General features: G+C 47.8%; 21 protein-coding genes, 3 pseudogenes and 1 other annotated feature. Of the genes and pseudogenes, 21 read left to right on the plus strand and 3 right to left on the minus strand.

From position 1 onward, the window contains the following. Window positions 1-3: 3 nt before the first annotated feature. The 13 genes and pseudogenes from QUF14_RS11515 to QUF14_RS11575 form a co-directional block, all read left to right on the plus strand. Window positions 4-384 carry a helix-turn-helix domain-containing protein gene (locus QUF14_RS11515; protein WP_375547511.1) on the plus strand — a complete coding sequence of 127 codons (381 nt, stop codon included), beginning with the start codon at window positions 4-6 and terminating at the stop codon, window positions 382-384. Between the two features lie 144 nt (window positions 385-528). Next, window positions 529-987 (plus strand): helix-turn-helix domain-containing protein, encoded by a 459-nt coding sequence (locus tag QUF14_RS11520; protein ID WP_249822534.1) that lies wholly within the window; start codon window positions 529-531, stop codon window positions 985-987. Window position 988: 1 nt separating this feature from the next. Further along, on the plus strand, window positions 989-1,180 hold the full coding sequence (locus tag QUF14_RS11525; RefSeq protein ID WP_100733565.1) for a hypothetical protein: 192 nt from the start codon (window positions 989-991) through the stop codon (window positions 1,178-1,180). Continuing rightward, window positions 1,177-1,314, plus strand: a complete 138-nt coding sequence (locus QUF14_RS11530) for a hypothetical protein (protein ID WP_249822533.1) — start codon at window positions 1,177-1,179, stop codon at window positions 1,312-1,314. The genes QUF14_RS11525 and QUF14_RS11530 overlap by 4 nt, the downstream gene beginning before the upstream one ends. A gap of 237 nt (window positions 1,315-1,551) precedes the next feature. After that, window positions 1,552-1,911, plus strand: coding sequence for a hypothetical protein (locus QUF14_RS11535; RefSeq protein ID WP_100733564.1), 360 nt, complete (start codon window positions 1,552-1,554; stop codon window positions 1,909-1,911). Continuing rightward, on the plus strand, window positions 1,911-2,120 hold the full coding sequence (locus QUF14_RS11540; RefSeq protein ID WP_059332713.1) for a hypothetical protein: 210 nt from the start codon (window positions 1,911-1,913) through the stop codon (window positions 2,118-2,120). The genes QUF14_RS11535 and QUF14_RS11540 overlap by 1 nt, the downstream gene beginning before the upstream one ends. After that, a complete protein-coding gene (locus QUF14_RS11545; protein WP_100733563.1) occupies window positions 2,092-2,313 on the plus strand; it encodes a ParE family toxin-like protein in 222 nt (73 codons plus the stop codon). Before QUF14_RS11540 ends, QUF14_RS11545 begins: the two co-directional genes overlap by 29 nt. Before the next feature lie 33 nt (window positions 2,314-2,346). After that, window positions 2,347-2,925 carry a hypothetical protein gene (locus QUF14_RS11550; RefSeq protein WP_162777066.1) on the plus strand — a complete coding sequence of 193 codons (579 nt, stop codon included), beginning with the start codon at window positions 2,347-2,349 and terminating at the stop codon, window positions 2,923-2,925. A gap of 11 nt (window positions 2,926-2,936) precedes the next feature. Then, a complete protein-coding gene (locus tag QUF14_RS11555; RefSeq protein ID WP_100733562.1) occupies window positions 2,937-3,680 on the plus strand; it encodes an ORF6N domain-containing protein in 744 nt (247 codons plus the stop codon). Then, window positions 3,680-4,018, plus strand: coding sequence for a hypothetical protein (locus QUF14_RS11560; protein WP_054249955.1), 339 nt, complete (start codon window positions 3,680-3,682; stop codon window positions 4,016-4,018). The genes QUF14_RS11555 and QUF14_RS11560 overlap by 1 nt, the downstream gene beginning before the upstream one ends. Continuing rightward, entirely contained in the window at window positions 4,019-4,240 is a 222-nt protein-coding gene (locus QUF14_RS11565; RefSeq protein WP_059332715.1) for a hypothetical protein, read from the plus strand. A gap of 574 nt (window positions 4,241-4,814) precedes the next feature. Then, a pseudogene (locus QUF14_RS11570) lies at window positions 4,815-4,973 on the plus strand (hypothetical protein); the annotation flags it as partial. Window positions 4,974-5,060: 87 nt separating this feature from the next. Beyond that, a pseudogene (locus QUF14_RS11575) lies at window positions 5,061-5,207 on the plus strand (DUF4222 domain-containing protein); the annotation flags it as partial. Window positions 5,208-5,247: 40 nt separating this feature from the next. Here QUF14_RS11575 and QUF14_RS11580 read toward each other — a convergent pair. Next, window positions 5,248-6,461, minus strand: a protein-coding gene (locus QUF14_RS11580; RefSeq protein WP_371829233.1) for an IS3 family transposase whose coding sequence is annotated in 2 segments (ribosomal slippage) — window positions 5,248-6,173 and window positions 6,173-6,461 — 1,215 coding nt in all. Because the reading frame shifts where the segments join, the coding sequence is not laid out codon by codon here. Continuing rightward, window positions 6,064-6,180 (minus strand) — a sequence feature (AL1L pseudoknot). It overlaps the preceding gene by 117 nt. A gap of 56 nt (window positions 6,462-6,517) precedes the next feature. Here QUF14_RS11580 and QUF14_RS29025 point away from each other — a divergent pair. From QUF14_RS29025 to cmoB, 8 genes and pseudogenes are all read left to right on the plus strand, one after another. Continuing rightward, window positions 6,518-6,616 (plus strand): annotated as a pseudogene (locus QUF14_RS29025) (DUF4222 domain-containing protein); the annotation flags it as partial. 3 nt (window positions 6,617-6,619) lie between these two features. Beyond that, window positions 6,620-6,766, plus strand: coding sequence for a hypothetical protein (locus tag QUF14_RS11585; RefSeq protein ID WP_286333517.1), 147 nt, complete (start codon window positions 6,620-6,622; stop codon window positions 6,764-6,766). Between the two features lie 8 nt (window positions 6,767-6,774). Then, window positions 6,775-7,011: an excisionase family protein gene (locus QUF14_RS11590; RefSeq protein WP_059332719.1), complete on the plus strand. Its 237-nt coding sequence runs from the start codon at window positions 6,775-6,777 to the stop codon at window positions 7,009-7,011. 55 nt (window positions 7,012-7,066) lie between these two features. Beyond that, complete coding sequence (locus QUF14_RS11595) at window positions 7,067-8,380, plus strand: tyrosine-type recombinase/integrase (protein WP_286333518.1); 1,314 nt, start codon at window positions 7,067-7,069, stop codon at window positions 8,378-8,380. Further along, entirely contained in the window at window positions 8,362-9,132 is a 771-nt protein-coding gene (locus QUF14_RS11600; protein ID WP_100733831.1) for a DUF72 domain-containing protein, read from the plus strand. Before QUF14_RS11595 ends, QUF14_RS11600 begins: the two co-directional genes overlap by 19 nt. A gap of 52 nt (window positions 9,133-9,184) precedes the next feature. Continuing rightward, window positions 9,185-9,580, plus strand: a complete 396-nt coding sequence (locus QUF14_RS11605; protein WP_024212030.1) for an MAPEG family protein — start codon at window positions 9,185-9,187, stop codon at window positions 9,578-9,580. A gap of 40 nt (window positions 9,581-9,620) precedes the next feature. Next, a complete protein-coding gene (gene cmoA / locus QUF14_RS11610) occupies window positions 9,621-10,364 on the plus strand; it encodes a carboxy-S-adenosyl-L-methionine synthase CmoA (RefSeq protein WP_000019596.1) in 744 nt (247 codons plus the stop codon). Then, window positions 10,361-11,332 carry a tRNA 5-methoxyuridine(34)/uridine 5-oxyacetic acid(34) synthase CmoB gene (cmoB, locus tag QUF14_RS11615; RefSeq protein WP_000564758.1) on the plus strand — a complete coding sequence of 324 codons (972 nt, stop codon included), beginning with the start codon at window positions 10,361-10,363 and terminating at the stop codon, window positions 11,330-11,332. Before cmoA ends, cmoB begins: the two co-directional genes overlap by 4 nt. Window positions 11,333-11,496: 164 nt before the next feature. On the opposite strand, the gene torZ is transcribed toward cmoB, so the two are convergent. Both torZ and QUF14_RS11625 read right to left on the minus strand, forming a co-directional pair. Further along, window positions 11,497-13,926, minus strand: a complete 2,430-nt coding sequence (gene torZ, locus QUF14_RS11620; protein WP_000176843.1) for a trimethylamine N-oxide reductase TorZ — start codon at window positions 13,924-13,926, stop codon at window positions 11,497-11,499. A 24-nt stretch (window positions 13,927-13,950) separates the two neighbouring features. Beyond that, on the minus strand, window positions 13,951-15,051 hold the full coding sequence (locus QUF14_RS11625; RefSeq protein ID WP_001214334.1) for a NapC/NirT family cytochrome c: 1,101 nt from the start codon (window positions 15,049-15,051) through the stop codon (window positions 13,951-13,953). Window positions 15,052-15,350: the final 299 nt, after the last annotated feature.

Raw genomic sequence — 15,350 nt, forward strand, 5'->3', positions numbered from 1 at the left:
GAAATGAGCGAACGTATTACTATGAGACGTAAAGAGTTAGGACTTACCAAGTTAGCTCTAGCCAAGATGCTAGGCCTGTCAGGTGTCAGCATCCTGAAGTGGGAAAATGGGCAAAATGAACCCAGCGGAAAAAACCTTTTCGCACTAAGTGACGCTCTAAAATGTTCCCCGACATGGTTACTTTTTGGTGACGAAGATAGTTCTCCAACACCAGTAGATGAACTTCCAACAGAATTAGATGAACAGCAAACTCAGTTACTGAGTTTATTCAACCAACTACCTGACTCAGAAAAAACAAATTTAATCAATGAGATATCAGCAAGAGTTGAGAACTTCAACAGACTATTCGAAGAATTACTGAGAGTAAGAAAACAACGCAAATAATTATAAAAAGGCAATCTATTCAATAGGTTGCCTTTTCCATCCCACCACAAAACTAACTTTTATTATTTTTTTCTTGCCTCAAATATTATCTTTGGTTATTGTTTGCAGAGTTTAGTTAACGCAACAAAAGTTACATATGAAGTTATGAGTACTAAAGATAACGAACTTGACTTATTGGGCATGGCAGACGAATCACAAGTTTTGAGCGATTTACTCTCTGTTATTGCATCTGCAATCACACAAGCAAGCGGCGGAATCAACGAGATTGAATCGTGCATAAGCATTGCTTGGAGGATTAGCCATTCAATTAATGAAAACTTACTTAAGCTCACCAGAACAGCACAGGCTAAATCAGCGCGTTCATACAAACAAAATTTAGCTATTAATTCACTGAATCGCCTTCGCACCCAACGCGAAGCCTGCGGTTTAACAACAGGAGAACTCGCTGAACTGCTCGATCTCGATGAAGATATCATCATCCAGTGGGAGAACGGCAAGGCTGAACCTCTGGCAAGCCAGGTTATTCCTCTGGCTAATGTTCTTGGCTGTGATCCAATGTGGTTATTGACTGGTGCTTATAAACAAAATCAGGAGAAAGCATAAAATGAAAATGTTCAAAGACCTCACCAACGAACCGGAAACAGCTTTTCATCACATTGCCGTACTGCTTGAAGCGTGGTTAATCATTTCGGCTTCAGGTGATGAAGAATGTGATGAACTTTCGGATGACATCTTTTTACTGGCACAACAATACGCCAGAAGCGCATGCGATGCATTTAAGGAGCAAAGAACATGAAAACTCCATTAAATATTCTTGAGGAAGTGGCGGCACAAATAAAAGAGAATACATCAATGCTTGAATTTATATTTAAGAATTCGCCCGACTCAGGAGAGACAGACGATTTTTATGCTGCCTCATTCGCTCCATGAATAAGACCTGTGAAATGGCTTACGAGTATATAGAAACACTACGTAACGAATAAAGAATTCTCAATAGAAAATCACACATAAAAGCATGACGGCCTCTGGTCGGGGGTTTTCACAACCAGAAAATAATGGTGATGCATGAAAAACAGAAGTGCTTATAAAACCGCATTATTAATGGCTAGTACAGGATACTGGTCGGTTGCAATACTGTTTCTCAGGAAAGCATACGGGAAATAACAAATGGCATATGAAATCATTGGTAAATATCGTCACCGCATAGTCACAACAGCATTACAGCGGATGCAACGTAAAACAGGAGGAAATTTTCTCATCGTAAATCTTCCTGACGGAGGGTTAACTACCATCGAAATTACGGAACACTTCATGACACAACTGTTATTACGATTTGAAGGTCTTACCCGTGTTGAATTTGGACGGACGGATGGCGAGACCGCAATACTTACCGCATACCGGAATGCCATCAATATTAATCAACACACTGAGTATCTAACTGAATCGGGGAAGTTAATTGTAGACAACCTTTTAAAAGAGGTTGTTGATTACGAAAAAGAAAAATATATCAGTGGAGGAATTAACTGATGCCTGATTTATCCCCTCTTATACACGAAAAAGTAAGAGTGTTGCTAACCATTGAAAATGGAAAGGTAACTTACTCAAGACACCTGTTGGATAATGAATTCGCCGGCAGCATGGATACTTTTATATGGCTGGCAGAAAGAGCTGGCTACACGATTATTCCACCTGCAGGAGAGAAGGACAATGGCCCTGACAGCAATACGAATTCCTGAGTGGGTGCACCTGCAGGCGGTCCGTGTTCTCCGCCTGTTCAGAGCCAGACGAATTCATCCCTGTCGTATGCACGGCTCCGGAAACCTGAGTCTGAGGGTTAATCGCCGCTGGCGGCTGCTGTCCCGAGACGGCGGCCAGAACTGGGAAGTAATGAGCCATGAACGATACAGCAAAGTTAAGGACCGGAAATGAACAATAAACCTTCAAACCAAAAGGAGAGTATTGATGATTAATTCAACCATTACCCCTGAACCTACATCAACAGGCATCCGTTTTGGTAATCGAATTATTGGTTATTCAACTGCGGTTCTCCAGATCGACAACGGTAACTATGACAAACGAATTCCGGACGGGCTCGATCTGATAGCTTGCATTATGGAAGGGATTGAAAGCGGCTGGTTTATGCCGTGTATTGAAAAACAAATCATCCTATGGCGCTGGCTTGTTGTCGCCGTGTTCATTGCTGAGGAGCAGGAGAAGAACGGGACTGTCGATGTTCCGAATGACAAGGGCGGCGTAGATACAGCCGTTGTATACACAGGAAAACCCGGTTCAATCAGCATTTATCCGTGGTCTGAGCGCTTCGCACTCGCTAACCATATCGAGGCTGGCGCAATTGAAAAATACGGGCCTGACGTTGGCCAGCAGATGGCGCTGCGTATGTATCAGGACATGGTTGTAACTGACGAGAAATGCGGATTCAGGCTGTCAGCGATGGGCCGGGAGGGATTCAACATACTACATGACAGCTTCATTGAACTGATTCAGAAAGACGGTATGCCAGACATGCCAGTTATGCACTGAGGTGGACGAAAATGAACATAGTAACGATCAATAACAAACAGCTTCCGGCAGTCGAATATCGCGGTCAGCGTGTTGTGACGCTGGCGATGATTGATGAAGTCCACCAGCGACCGGAAGGCACAGCAAGCGCTGCTTACCTTCGTAACAAAGAGCGTTTTGTTGAAGGGATTGACACGTATCTTATTGAATATTCAGAAAACAACGTATTACGTCCTTTTAATGTTGATGTGCCTTTTCGCGGCCTGAGAGTATTTACGGAAGCGGGGTACCTGATGCTTACCAAGCCATTCAACGATGATTTGGCCTGGAAGGTCCAGCGCGAACTGGTTAACAGCTACTTCCGCACTCGCGCACCGCTAACGGAAATCGAGATGATCGCTGCGATGGCCGCCGACGCCGTTCGTCAACAGAAGCGCCTGAATCATGTGGAAGATCAGCTCGAAACAGTCACAGAAGCGGTGGAAACCATCAAACGCGGAAATATGCGCGCCGGATATGTCGGTTATCGCCAGGTGGTCGCCAAAAGCGGAATGACTGATGCCAAGTGCCGCAATCTGGTCAATGCCTACAGCCTCCCAACCGATACGCACGAATTTATGACACCAGATGGTCTTCTTTCGCGCCGGGCTATCGTGGAGCTGGAGCCATTCATGAAAGCATTTCATCAGATGATGTCAGAGGCAGAGCCACGTGGTACCCGCTGGTATCACCCAAAGATGGGGCTGTTTCAGGTGATTGGTTGGGAGGGTAAATAATGCCACTCATTACACAAAATTTCCGCCTCAATGCGCTGGCAAACCAGTATGCGGCTGCACTGCACAACCACATATCCGCCACCAGCGGCGATCATTTCATGATTAATGCCAATGGACAATCCATACGAGTAAACATCATCGGTGGGGTTAAAGGCATCAGAGACTTAATCGATGGTTATGCTCTGAAGGCTATCAAAGAAAATTACCCCCAATGGGAAGCCGTTGGTATTCAGCTGTTAAGCAAATGCGTTCGTGGAAACGAGCTGACGCAAAGCGGCAAAGAAATCTGGCAGAGCATGGTCAACGACATGAGCGATACCGTTATGGGGAACATGTAAATGAAAATCCAATACCAGGACTATGGTGCCGTAGCGAACATCGTGATCACCAGTTCCCGCCTGACATTGCAAAAGCATAACCGCGTTGTTGATGCGGTGCTGTTTAATGTACAGGGGATCTCTGAAAACCGCAGCGGCTTTTTCTGGGTTAAGTCATCGTTGTCAGGAAAAACACGCGACATCCTGCGCGCCTACAAAATCGTACAGCGGGAGGCAAATTGATGAAGTCATTCCTCCTGTCCATGCTGTTTAGTCTGCTGCTGGTGCCCGTCGTTTTCGGTGCGCTGATTGAATATAAATTTTTAATGAATTACTGAGGTGCGGGATGGGCAAGATCAAAAACCCAGTTGTACTTATCCATAAGCGAGAAAATAGTGACTCCTACGCCGTTGCAATCACCTGCGGTAGCCAGAACTATCACGACGCCGTTCTGATGGCGTCGATGGAACTGGATATGAGTGACGATGATGTCGATACCTGGAGTAAAACCGGCTATTACATGGCTGAAGAAATCGAGCGACTGAAACAAGCACTGTCCACTGCGGAAAATAATCTGATTGATTCCGAATGCCTCGTCGCTGAATTAAGCAAAGCAAAGGATCACGCATATGGGCTGGTCGACACATACGACTGGCAACGTCAGCGTCTCCACGCAGCCGCTGAGAAAGTCATCAAATGGTGCAGACAAGAAGCTGAACACCGTACCGGCGATCCAGAGAAAGCAGAAAACTATGCGTGCGTTAAAGAACTACGCGACGCATTAACTTTTTGCAAAAGTTCTGGAGACATCAAGCAGAAAGGTCTGACCATCACCCTGCCCGATATCACATCAAAGGCATTCTGGAGCGGTACCGGAAAAAACGCAAAATTCCATCCGGAAACCTATAAACGCTGGGTGAAAGAAGCTATCAAACGGGATTGTGTTATTGCCGGGATCGGCGTGGAGGTGAAATGATGAATTGCCCTGAAGCATTCACCGCAGTAGGAGTTGCAATAGCGGTGGCATTTATTCTGTATTCGCTTTTCCGCTGGGGATAAAGGAATGTTCGCTCTGATTCAACGTGGTCAGATATACACCGATAGTGCTGGCTACCCGATAAAAATTATTCGCTGCATAAACAACACTGTGTTGTACAGAAGAATGGATGGGCGAACACAGTCGGTAAAAATAAACGATTTTAATGAACTGAACCGCCCCGGGTTTCCTGGAGAGTGTTTTATCTGTGAACTCAGGCTGCCAGATCATTGTTTCCGATGGAAGCATAATAAGCTTTTTCTGCTTCTGCCGGAGGAGTATGGCCCAGCCTTCCCAGCAATCGTCGATTGTTATACCAGTCCACCCACGTTAGTGTGGCCAGTTCCACTTCTGCACGGTTTTTCCAGCTCTTACGGTGTATTACCTCCGCTTTGTAAAGACCATTGATGCTCTCAGCCATCGCGTTGTCATACGAGTCGCCTGTACTCCCTGTTGATGCCAGTAATCCGGCTTCTTTTAGTCGCTCCGTATAGGCCAGTGACACATACTGAGAGCCTTTATCGCTGTGATGGATGGTGCCAGACGGACGACGGGCCCACAACGCCTGCTCCAGCGCATCCAGCACGAATGTCGTTTCCATAGACGATGAGACCCGCCACCCCACGATGTATCCGGCAAACACATCAATGATAAACGCCACATAGACGAAGCCCTGCCATGTGCTGACGTAAGTAAAATCAGCCACCCACAGCTGGTCAGGACGTTCTGCCACGAACTGACGGTTTACGCGGTCACCTGTGGCAACGGTTTTCCGGCTGACGGTAGTGCGGACCTTTTTACCCCGGAGAACACCGGCAAGTCCCATAACCGCCATGAGGCGCGCCACTGTACATCTGGCCACCCTGATTCCTTCCCGTAACAACTGACGCCAGACTTTACGCACACCGTACACCTGATGATTTTCATCGTATACGCGCTGTATCTCTCTCTTCAGCCAGTCATCGTGCTGCGCACGGGCACTGCGTTTATCCGGATGATGTCGCTGTTGCTGACAATGGTAATACGTTGACGGGGCAATATGCAGTTCGCTGCATACCGGTCCGACCCCGTACTGCTCACGCAGCTTATCCAGCAGTGGCATCATTTTTTCCAGAGGCGGTCGAACTCCGCCTTCGCAAAATAAGCGGAAGCCTGGCGAAGGATATCGTTACTGCGGCGCAGTTCACGATTTTCACGTTCCAGCTCTTTCAGACGCTGACGTTCAGCGCTGGTGAGCCCACCATCACCGCCCCCGGTATCCCGCTCATGCTGGCGAACCCAGACACGCAGAGTCTCCGGCGTACAGCCAATCTTTGGGGCAATGGAACAAATTGCCGCCCACTGTGAGTCATATTCATCCTGACTTTCCAGAACCATACGAATCGCCCGCTGACGGACTTCGGGGGAAAAACGAGTATTTTTAGTCATCCTGTTTACCTCTTTCTCAGGGAGTTTAGTCTCCAGGATTTCCGGGGCGGTTCAAACTGTTTGAACGAATCGATCACCAGGAATACCGACAAATTCTGGCAGAAACAGAGCAGGAAACTCATCTGAAAAAATTACGGGCTATGAAAAGGAAGTAAAGAATGAATAAAGCGTTTGAGCTATGGGTACGCCAGCGTTACGGCAATCGCTATGACCTGACGCGAGATGTTAACGGCTTCTACTGTTGTGAAATTGTGAAACGAATGTTTGAAGTGTGGTGCCACTGCCGTGGGCTGAGTGTTGTGTGAGGTAATGCATGGGCGATGTGATTCAACTGGCTCCCAATGAATGGGTTTGTGAAAGCGTTCTTATCGCGATTACCGGGCTCAAACCTGGCACAATTCTTCGGGCCCGGAAAGAATGCTGGATGGTTGGAAGAGAGTATATTCACGTATCACCAGACGGTAATCCAAAGCCTTCCAGTGAATGTATGTATAACAGAAAAGCAATAGATGCCTGGGTCGCCTCAATGAAAAACAAACAACCCAGGTGATTTAATATCATGAAATATGTAAGCTCGTATCGCTCTTGGGCGTCTGGAGGTATCGATGGATAAAGTCAAATATCCAACAGGCGTCGAAAACCACGGCGGCACATTACGCATCTGGTTTAATTTTAAAGGTAAACGTGTCAGGGAAAATCTTGGTGTCCCTGACACTGCCAAGAACAGGAAGATCGCCGGGGAACTGCGGACATCGGTATGTTTTGCCATCCGCACAGGAAGCTTTGATTATGCTGCACAGTTCCCTGACTCCCCTAACCTTCAGGCTTTTGGGGTAAGTAAAAAAGAAATTACGGTGAAAGAACTTGAAGAAAAGTGGCTGGATCTGAAACGAATGGAAATCTCTGCAAATGCATTCAATCGCTATGAATCCGTTGCAAGAACGATGGTTCCGAAAATTGGAGGCAGCAGACTGGTGTCATCGGTAACCAAAGAGGAATTGCTGTATATCAGGAAAGATTTGCTGACCGGGCATCAGAATTCAACGAAAAACAAAGCAGCACTAAAAGGACGGAGCGTCGTTACTGTAAATTATTACATGACGACAATCGCTGGAATGTTTCAGTTTGCTGCAGATCACGGTTACTTAGAAGCAAATCCCTTCGAGGGAATTAAGCCTCTTAAAAGAGCCAGGGCAGAACCAGATCCGCTAACTCGTGACGAATTTATTCGCCTGATAGATGCCTGCCGACATCAGCAGACGAAAAACCTGTGGTCATTGGCTGTGTACACAGGAATGCGTCACGGTGAACTGGTCTCCCTGGCATGGGAAGATATCGATCTGAAAGCAGGAACAATTACTATCAGGCGTAATTATACGAAACTCGGCGAGTTCACTCTACCTAAAACTGAGGCAAGTACAAACAGGGTTGTGCATCTTATCCAGCCCGCTATCAGTGTCCTGAAAAATCAGGCTGAAATGACAAGACTGGGTAAGCAGCACCACATCAAGGTTCAACTACGTGAATATGGACGTTCAGTGAATCATGAATGTACTTTCGTATTTAACCCCCAGGTGGTTAGAAAAAGCAAACAGGTAGGTTTTATCTACAAAGTAGATTCCATTGGCGACTCATGGGAAACAGCCATTAAGCGTGCAGGCATCAGGCATCGAAAGGCATACCAGTCACGACACACTTATGCGTGCTGGTCATTATCTGCCGGAGCAAATCCAAGCTTCATTGCCAGCCAGATGGGCCATGCAAGTGCCCAGATGGTGTTCAATGTATACGGAGCATGGATGACTGACAGCAATGCAGAACAGATCGCCATGCTGAATCAGAAGCTGGCAGATTATGTCCCAATGATGTCCCATAGTCACCAAAGTGACACAAGAGGCCTATTAAAATCAGTAAGTTAGTCTTTAATACCCGTCATGTTAACTGTGTGGAGGGCAACACCACGCTTTACGCCCTGCCGAAATCCGAGGTTGTCCTGCGCTGGCGTGAGCAGACCACAGATAATTTTCGCTTCTGTTTTAAGTTTCCGGCGACCATTTCGCATCAGGCAGCATTACGGCATTGCGATGATTTAGTAACTGAATTTTTGACTCGCTTGTCACCGTTAGCGCCGCGCATTGGGCAATACTGGCTGCAACTGCCTGCCACATTTGGCCCACGGGATCTGCCTGCGCTTTGGCATTTTCTCGACTCTCTTCCCGGCGAGTTTAATTATGGTGTGGAAGTCCGCCATCCACAGTTTTTCGCCAAAGGGGAAGAGGAACAAACACTTAATCGCGGTTTACATCAGCGCGGCGTTAATCGGGTGATTTTAGACAGCCGCCCGGTTCATGCAGCACGCCCACACAGTGAAGCTATTCGCGACGCTCAACGGAAAAAACCTAAAGTTCCCGTACATGCTGTGCTGACGGCGACAAATCCGCTGATCCGTTTTATCGGTAGTGATGATATGACGCAAAACCGAGAGTTGTTTCAGGTTTGGTTACAAAAATTAGCGCAGTGGCATCAGACCACTACGCCTTATCTTTTTTTACATACGCCAGATATTGCCCAGGCACCGGAACTGGTACATACCCTGTGGGAAGGCTTACGTAAAACACTTCCAGAGATCGGAGCAGTTCCGGCTATTCCACAGCAATCTTCTCTTTTCTGAATTTGCCACCTATCATAGACAGGTGCCATCGGCCATTTTAAAGGGAGTTTGTATGGTAAGCGCGCTGTATGCCGTTTTAAGTGCGTTGTTATTAATGAAGTTCTCTTTTGATGTCGTTCGCCTGCGTATGCAGTACCGCGTTGCCTATGGTGACGGCGGTTTTAGCGAACTGCAAAGCGCTATTCGCATTCATGGTAACGCGGTGGAGTATATTCCCATCGCGATTGTGTTGATGCTGTTTATGGAAATGAATGGCGCCGAAACCTGGATGGTGCATATTTGCGGCATCGTTTTGCTTGTTGGTCGTCTGATGCATTATTACGGTTTTCATCACCGTCTGTTCCGCTGGCGACGTTCCGGCATGAGCGCCACCTGGTGTGCGCTGTTGCTGATGGTGCTGGCGAATCTTTGGTATATGCCCTGGGAGTTGGTTTTCTCCCTGCGTTAGCGCACAATACGCCACTTTCTTTTTCCCGGATTTTTACGTTATGTCTCACCGCGACACGCTATTTTCTGCCCCTATCGCCAGACTGGGCGACTGGACCTTTGATGAACGGGTAGCTGAAGTCTTCCCGGATATGATCCAGCGTTCCGTTCCCGGCTATTCCAATATTATTTCCATGATTGGTATGTTAGCCGAGCGCTTCGTTCAACCTGGTACGCAGGTTTACGATCTGGGTTGTTCTCTGGGCGCGGCGACGCTCTCAGTGCGTCGCAATATTCATCATGATAATTGCAAAATTATCGCCATCGACAACTCTCCGGCGATGATTGAACGCTGCCGTCGTCATATTGACGCTTATAAAGCCCCTACGCCAGTAGACGTTATTGAAGGTGATATTCGCGATATCACCATTGAAAACGCATCGATGGTTGTGCTGAATTTTACCCTGCAATTCCTGGAACCTTCAGAGCGTCAGGCGTTACTGGATAAAATTTATCAAGGGCTGAATCCGGGCGGCGCGCTGGTGCTTTCAGAAAAATTCAGTTTCGAAGATGCCAAAGTTGGTGAACTGCTGTTCAACATGCACCACGACTTTAAACGTGCCAACGGTTACAGCGAACTGGAGATCAGCCAGAAGCGCAGTATGCTGGAAAATGTCATGCTGACCGATTCCGTGGAAACACATAAAGCTCGCCTGCATCAAGCCGGTTTTGAACATAGCGAGCTATGGTTCCAGTGCTTTAACTTTGGTTCACTGATGGCATTAAAAGCAGAGGACGCTGCATGATCGACTTTGGTAACTTTTATTCTCTGATTGCCAAAAATCATCTTTCACACTGGCTGGAAACGCTGCCCGCGCAGATTGCCAGCTGGCAGCGCGAACAGCAGCACGGTCTGTTTAAACAGTGGTCCAATGCGGTGGAATTTCTGCCTGAAATTAAACCGTATCGTCTTGATTTACTGCATAGCGTGACGGCAGAAAGCGAAGAGCCACTGAGCGCAGGGCAGATTAAGCGCATTGAAACACTGATGCGCAACCTGATGCCGTGGCGCAAAGGGCCGTTTTCGCTGTATGGCGTTAACATCGATACCGAATGGCGTTCTGACTGGAAATGGGATCGTGTTCTACCCCATCTTTCTGATTTAACCGGGCGCACCATTCTTGATGTCGGCTGCGGCAGCGGTTATCACATGTGGCGCATGATTGGCGCAGGCGCACATCTGGCGGTGGGTATCGACCCTACGCAACTGTTCCTATGCCAGTTTGAAGCGGTGCGTAAACTATTGGGTAACGACCAACGGGCGCATCTGTTGCCCTTAGGGATTGAACAACTTCCGGCGCTGAAAGCCTTTGATACCGTCTTTTCGATGGGCGTACTTTATCATCGTCGTTCACCGCTGGAGCATCTCTGGCAGTTAAAAGATCAACTGGTGAATGAAGGTGAACTGGTGCTGGAAACGCTGGTTATTGATGGCGATGAAAATACCGTCCTGGTGCCAGGCGATCGTTACGCGCAAATGCGTAATGTTTATTTCATCCCGTCAGCCCTGGCGTTGAAAAACTGGCTGAAGAAGTGTGGTTTTGTTGATATCCGCATTGCGGATGTGAGCGTTACCACGACCGAAGAGCAGCGACGCACCGAATGGATGGTCACCGAGTCTCTGTCCGATTTCCTCGACCCACATGATCCGGGTAAAACGGTGGAAGGCTATCCTGCGCCTAAACGCGCGGTACTGATTGCGCGCAAGCCGTAAAGGTCTGGTATTACTGCCGGATGCGGCGTGAACGCCTTATCCGGCCTACAAAGCCTTTTTAATTCAATATGTTGCAGGGACTATGTAGGTCTGATAAGCATAGCGCATCAGGCAGTTTTACGTTTGCATAACCTCAGCGCCCGTTTCCGGGCGCTTTTCACGTCTTATGCCTGAACAGCTGGCTGATCAAACGCCGTTAACTTCGGTGCATTGCCCGTATATTTTTCGATATACACCAGCGCAGAGTTACCGGCACAGGCATTTGCCAGCTGAGAGCTGGGGATATCCGCCGTTAACACGTTCGCACTGCCGTTTTTACACAAGCCATTTTCCAGATCTGGCCATGCACCTTCATGCACGCATACCACGCCTTTTTTGATCCCGTCAGTCACCACCGCGCCTGTCAGAATCTGACCACGTTTGTTCCAGACACGCACCAGATCGCCATTCGCAATACCAAAGCGAGCAGCATCTTCGGTGTGAATAGTGATCGGCTCACGATCGGCAACCGCATATTTTTTACGCAGTTCCGCATAGTTAAGCTGACTGTGTAAACGGTGTGCCGGATGCGCGGTCAGAAGCTGCAACTGCTTCTCGTCGGCGGTACCCTTCCACTCATCAGGCGCAAGCCAGGTTGGGTGTGCCGGGCAATCCTTATAGCCAAATTTTTCCAGCGTTTTGGAGTAAATCTCAATTTTGCCGCTTGGCGTACCCAGCGCATTTTTCACCGGATCGGCGCGGAAATCACCATAACGAACGTACTGTTCGTTCTTCTCGCTGCGGCGCATTTCGATCAGTTTATTTTGCTGCCAGAAAGCATTAAACATCGGCATAGTCACGCGTTGCGCACGCGCACCTTTCTGAGCGGCATCATAGAAAAATTTCAGCCACGCCATTTCATCTCTACCTTCGGTATAGATCTCTTTTCCGCCAGGTTTGAGTAATTCAGCAAGATCGGCAAACACATCAAAATCGTTACGCGCTTCAAATTGCGCAGCGACAGCCTGCTTCATCGGTACAATATGCTGGTTGCTGTAATCACCGGTCATCGTCAAGTCATTGCGCTCAAACGATGTGGTGATCGGTAATACGATATCTGCATGTTTAGCAGCTGCGGTCCAGTAGCATTCAGAAACGACGATCATCTCCGGTTTCTGCCATGCTTTAATCAGACGATTAGTATCCTGGTGATGGGTAAAGTTACCGCCACCCGCCCACCAGATCATTTTGATATTCGGATACGTTTGTTCTTTACCGTTATGCTGATATTTGCCGCCAGGATTTTCCAGCGCATCAACAATACGGGCGACAGGAATCGCCGTCATTCCGCCATCATCAGCTTCCTCGCTGGCCTGTCCGGCAATCGCCGCAGACATTTCCGGCAGCACGCCGCCAACACGCGTCGGGTTGCCACCGTTTGAGTAATGATAAGAGAAACCAAACCCGCCGCCCGGTGTACCTATCTGCCCTAACATCGCCGCCAGAGTCACCAACATCCAGTGTTTCTGTTCACCATATTGCTGGCGCTGAATTCCCCAGCCTGCCATCAGCATTGTGCGATTCGCCGCCATCAGTTCGGCGAGTTTGACTATCTGCGCTTCCGCTACGCCAGTAATTTCCGCCGCCCAGGCCGCGTTCTTCGGCGTATTATCGCGCTTACCTGTCAGATACTCTTCAAACTGCGGATACCCGGTGGTGTATTTTTCAAGGAACACTTTATCGTGTTTGCCTAGTGTCATCAGGGTATGTGCAATCCCTAACATCAGTGCCACGTCGGTGCCCATATTCGGCGCGATCCAGGTGGCATTATTGCCAAAGAATTCGATGGTTTCGGAGCGGATAGGATCAATGGCAATCACTGGTTTGCCAGATTTTTTCAGCTGATGGAAGTATTCCAGCCCTTGCTCATCGGTACTGCTCCAGGCAATTTTTAAGGTATTCAGCGGGTTCATCCCCCACAGCACCACAACCTGGCTGTTTTCCAGAATCAGCGGCCAGGAGGTCTGCTGTTCATACACCTCCACGGAACCCACCACATGCGGCATGATCACCTGTGCCGCCCCGGTTGAATAATCGCCACTATGCCCGGAATAACCGCCCGCAAGATTCATATAACGTTGCAGTAAGGTTTGCGCTTTATGTAACACGCCAGAAGAGCGCCAGCCGTAAGATCCGGCAAAAATGGCCGATGGTCCGTTAGCTTTGCGAATGCGATCGTGTTGCTCATGAATAAGTTTTAATGCTTGTTCCCAGCTCACCTGTACATAAGTATCTTCGCCACGACCTTTCGCCGGTTGCAGTGGATTATCAAGAAAGCTTTTTCTCACCATCGGATGCTGAATACGCGCCGTGGTGTGTACCTGATCCACCGCTGTCGACTGTAAGGAGTTTGGTATGGTTTTCGCCAGCGCGCCTGTCGAAGAAACAATCCTGCCATCCTTCACTTCTACGTTCATCGCTCCCCAACGGCCTGCGGTGAGGATTTTGCCGCCCTTCTCTTCTGCCCATGCAGGTAACGGTGCAGCCGATGTCACCACCAGCGCCCCAGCGGCAATACCGCTGTGTTTAATAAATTCACGTCTTGTTAATGTCATAACTTCCTCCCTGATCAACGAGGATCACTGTTTCTCGGTAATATCTTTGGCGTTGTACTGGAAGTACCGCGTCAAAATGTCCAGTTCGTTTTCGCTAATGCTGGTTCGCGCACCCATTCCTTTGGCAATGGACGGCCATGCATTGACGGTGTAATGGTCGGAGGCAATAGGGGCATGGCAACCAGCGCAATAGGTATCGTCAAGTTTTTCAGCGTATTGCCATAGCGGTTTACGGTCCGCTAATGCGGGATCGGTAAGCACACCCTGTAAAGACGCCTGACGCCATTGATTGCCGTATTCGTCAGCCTGCCATTCCCCGTTTACCGTTAACGCCTTGATACCTTCTTCACTTAATGTGGCTAGCGCCAGCCGTTGACCTGCCGCCAGGTAGAGCGTGTTTTCACTGCCCTGCATTTGATAACCCTGCAACAGAACGATCGGCTGTTTGCCACTGGCATCAACGACGGTGAGATCGGTACCAGGATTCACGGTAGCCAGCTCGCCTATGCGAGAAGTTTTGAAAGGATAAATATGTGCGCCATTGGTAACTGAAGTAGCGGCCTGACTTTCCAGCTCATGCGCCGCGTTGTCATCCATTTTTATTTGTGGTGGAAAATGGGCAATGCCTTTATGACAATCGATACAGGTTTCGCCGTCCTTTTGCGCTTTGTTATGCATTTTCTGCGCAGATTCACTTTGCGAGGCAATATCCATGGCATCAAAAGAATGGCAACTACGACACGTTGCAGAATCAGTTGCTTTTAATTCTTTCCATACTGTTTCGGCCATTTCCTGACGATGCGCTTCGAACTTATCGTCACTGTCTATTTTGCCGCTAACAAATTCATGATAAATATCTTTAGAAGCTTTTAATTTAGCAAATAAATAATCCGCCCCTGACTTTGGAATATGGCAATCGGCACATTCCGCACGTATCCCTTTCTGGTTAGAAAAGTGGACAGTTCCCTGATATTCCTCAAAAGGTTTACTCATCGAGTGGCAGGAAAGGCAAAATGCGGTATCCGACGTTTTATGTAAGGCTTTTTGCGCCAGTAATAACCCGCCGCCACCAACCACAACCGTTATCAGCAAAAATAATAACCCAATGCGTTTTTTCCCTCGCATAGATTCCTCTAATTAATTCCAGAGCACCGAAAACATTGTATAATTAAATACACAACGAATTGACCGCTTGCATAATTCGGCACAACACTGCCTGAAATAATCGATAAAGAATATGATTTATTACAATGTAATCATTAATTGCTAAGGAATAACCCAGTTGTTATTTAGAATATATATTTGTCAGTTTTAGTAATTTAAATTACATAATTAATATGAATATATAAAAATTTTTAGCACAACGCTATGCGCACTGTCACGCGCTCAACTGATCACAGAAATCGTTCGTTTTTTATACTTTT

Source organism: Escherichia sp. HH091_1A, assembly GCF_030295175.1.
Lineage (GTDB): Bacteria > Pseudomonadota > Gammaproteobacteria > Enterobacterales > Enterobacteriaceae > Escherichia > Escherichia coli_F.

What these genes read in the sequence shown, in the direction of transcription:
- QUF14_RS11530 (WP_249822533.1), top strand. Translation starts at nt 1,177, where the DNA reads ATGAAAACTCCATTAAATATTCTTGAGGAAGTGGCGGCACAAATAAAA.
- QUF14_RS11540 (WP_059332713.1), top strand. Translation starts at nt 1,911, where the DNA reads ATGCCTGATTTATCCCCTCTTATACACGAAAAAGTAAGAGTGTTGCTA.
- QUF14_RS11535 (WP_100733564.1), top strand. Translation starts at nt 1,552, where the DNA reads ATGGCATATGAAATCATTGGTAAATATCGTCACCGCATAGTCACAACA.
- QUF14_RS11515 (WP_375547511.1), top strand. Translation starts at nt 4, where the DNA reads ATGAGCGAACGTATTACTATGAGACGTAAAGAGTTAGGACTTACCAAG.
- QUF14_RS11550 (WP_162777066.1), top strand. Translation starts at nt 2,347, where the DNA reads ATGATTAATTCAACCATTACCCCTGAACCTACATCAACAGGCATCCGT.
- cmoA (WP_000019596.1), top strand. Translation starts at nt 9,621, where the DNA reads ATGTCTCACCGCGACACGCTATTTTCTGCCCCTATCGCCAGACTGGGC.
- QUF14_RS11545 (WP_100733563.1), top strand. Translation starts at nt 2,092, where the DNA reads ATGGCCCTGACAGCAATACGAATTCCTGAGTGGGTGCACCTGCAGGCG.
- QUF14_RS11565 (WP_059332715.1), top strand. Translation starts at nt 4,019, where the DNA reads ATGAAAATCCAATACCAGGACTATGGTGCCGTAGCGAACATCGTGATC.
- QUF14_RS11625 (WP_001214334.1), bottom strand. Translation starts at nt 15,051, where the DNA reads ATGCGAGGGAAAAAACGCATTGGGTTATTATTTTTGCTGATAACGGTT.
- QUF14_RS11585 (WP_286333517.1), top strand. Translation starts at nt 6,620, where the DNA reads ATGAATAAAGCGTTTGAGCTATGGGTACGCCAGCGTTACGGCAATCGC.
- cmoB (WP_000564758.1), top strand. Translation starts at nt 10,361, where the DNA reads ATGATCGACTTTGGTAACTTTTATTCTCTGATTGCCAAAAATCATCTT.
- QUF14_RS11520 (WP_249822534.1), top strand. Translation starts at nt 529, where the DNA reads ATGAGTACTAAAGATAACGAACTTGACTTATTGGGCATGGCAGACGAA.
- QUF14_RS11525 (WP_100733565.1), top strand. Translation starts at nt 989, where the DNA reads ATGAAAATGTTCAAAGACCTCACCAACGAACCGGAAACAGCTTTTCAT.
- QUF14_RS11555 (WP_100733562.1), top strand. Translation starts at nt 2,937, where the DNA reads ATGAACATAGTAACGATCAATAACAAACAGCTTCCGGCAGTCGAATAT.
- QUF14_RS11595 (WP_286333518.1), top strand. Translation starts at nt 7,067, where the DNA reads ATGGATAAAGTCAAATATCCAACAGGCGTCGAAAACCACGGCGGCACA.
- torZ (WP_000176843.1), bottom strand. Translation starts at nt 13,926, where the DNA reads ATGACATTAACAAGACGTGAATTTATTAAACACAGCGGTATTGCCGCT.
- QUF14_RS11560 (WP_054249955.1), top strand. Translation starts at nt 3,680, where the DNA reads ATGCCACTCATTACACAAAATTTCCGCCTCAATGCGCTGGCAAACCAG.
- QUF14_RS11590 (WP_059332719.1), top strand. Translation starts at nt 6,775, where the DNA reads ATGGGCGATGTGATTCAACTGGCTCCCAATGAATGGGTTTGTGAAAGC.
- QUF14_RS11605 (WP_024212030.1), top strand. Translation starts at nt 9,185, where the DNA reads ATGGTAAGCGCGCTGTATGCCGTTTTAAGTGCGTTGTTATTAATGAAG.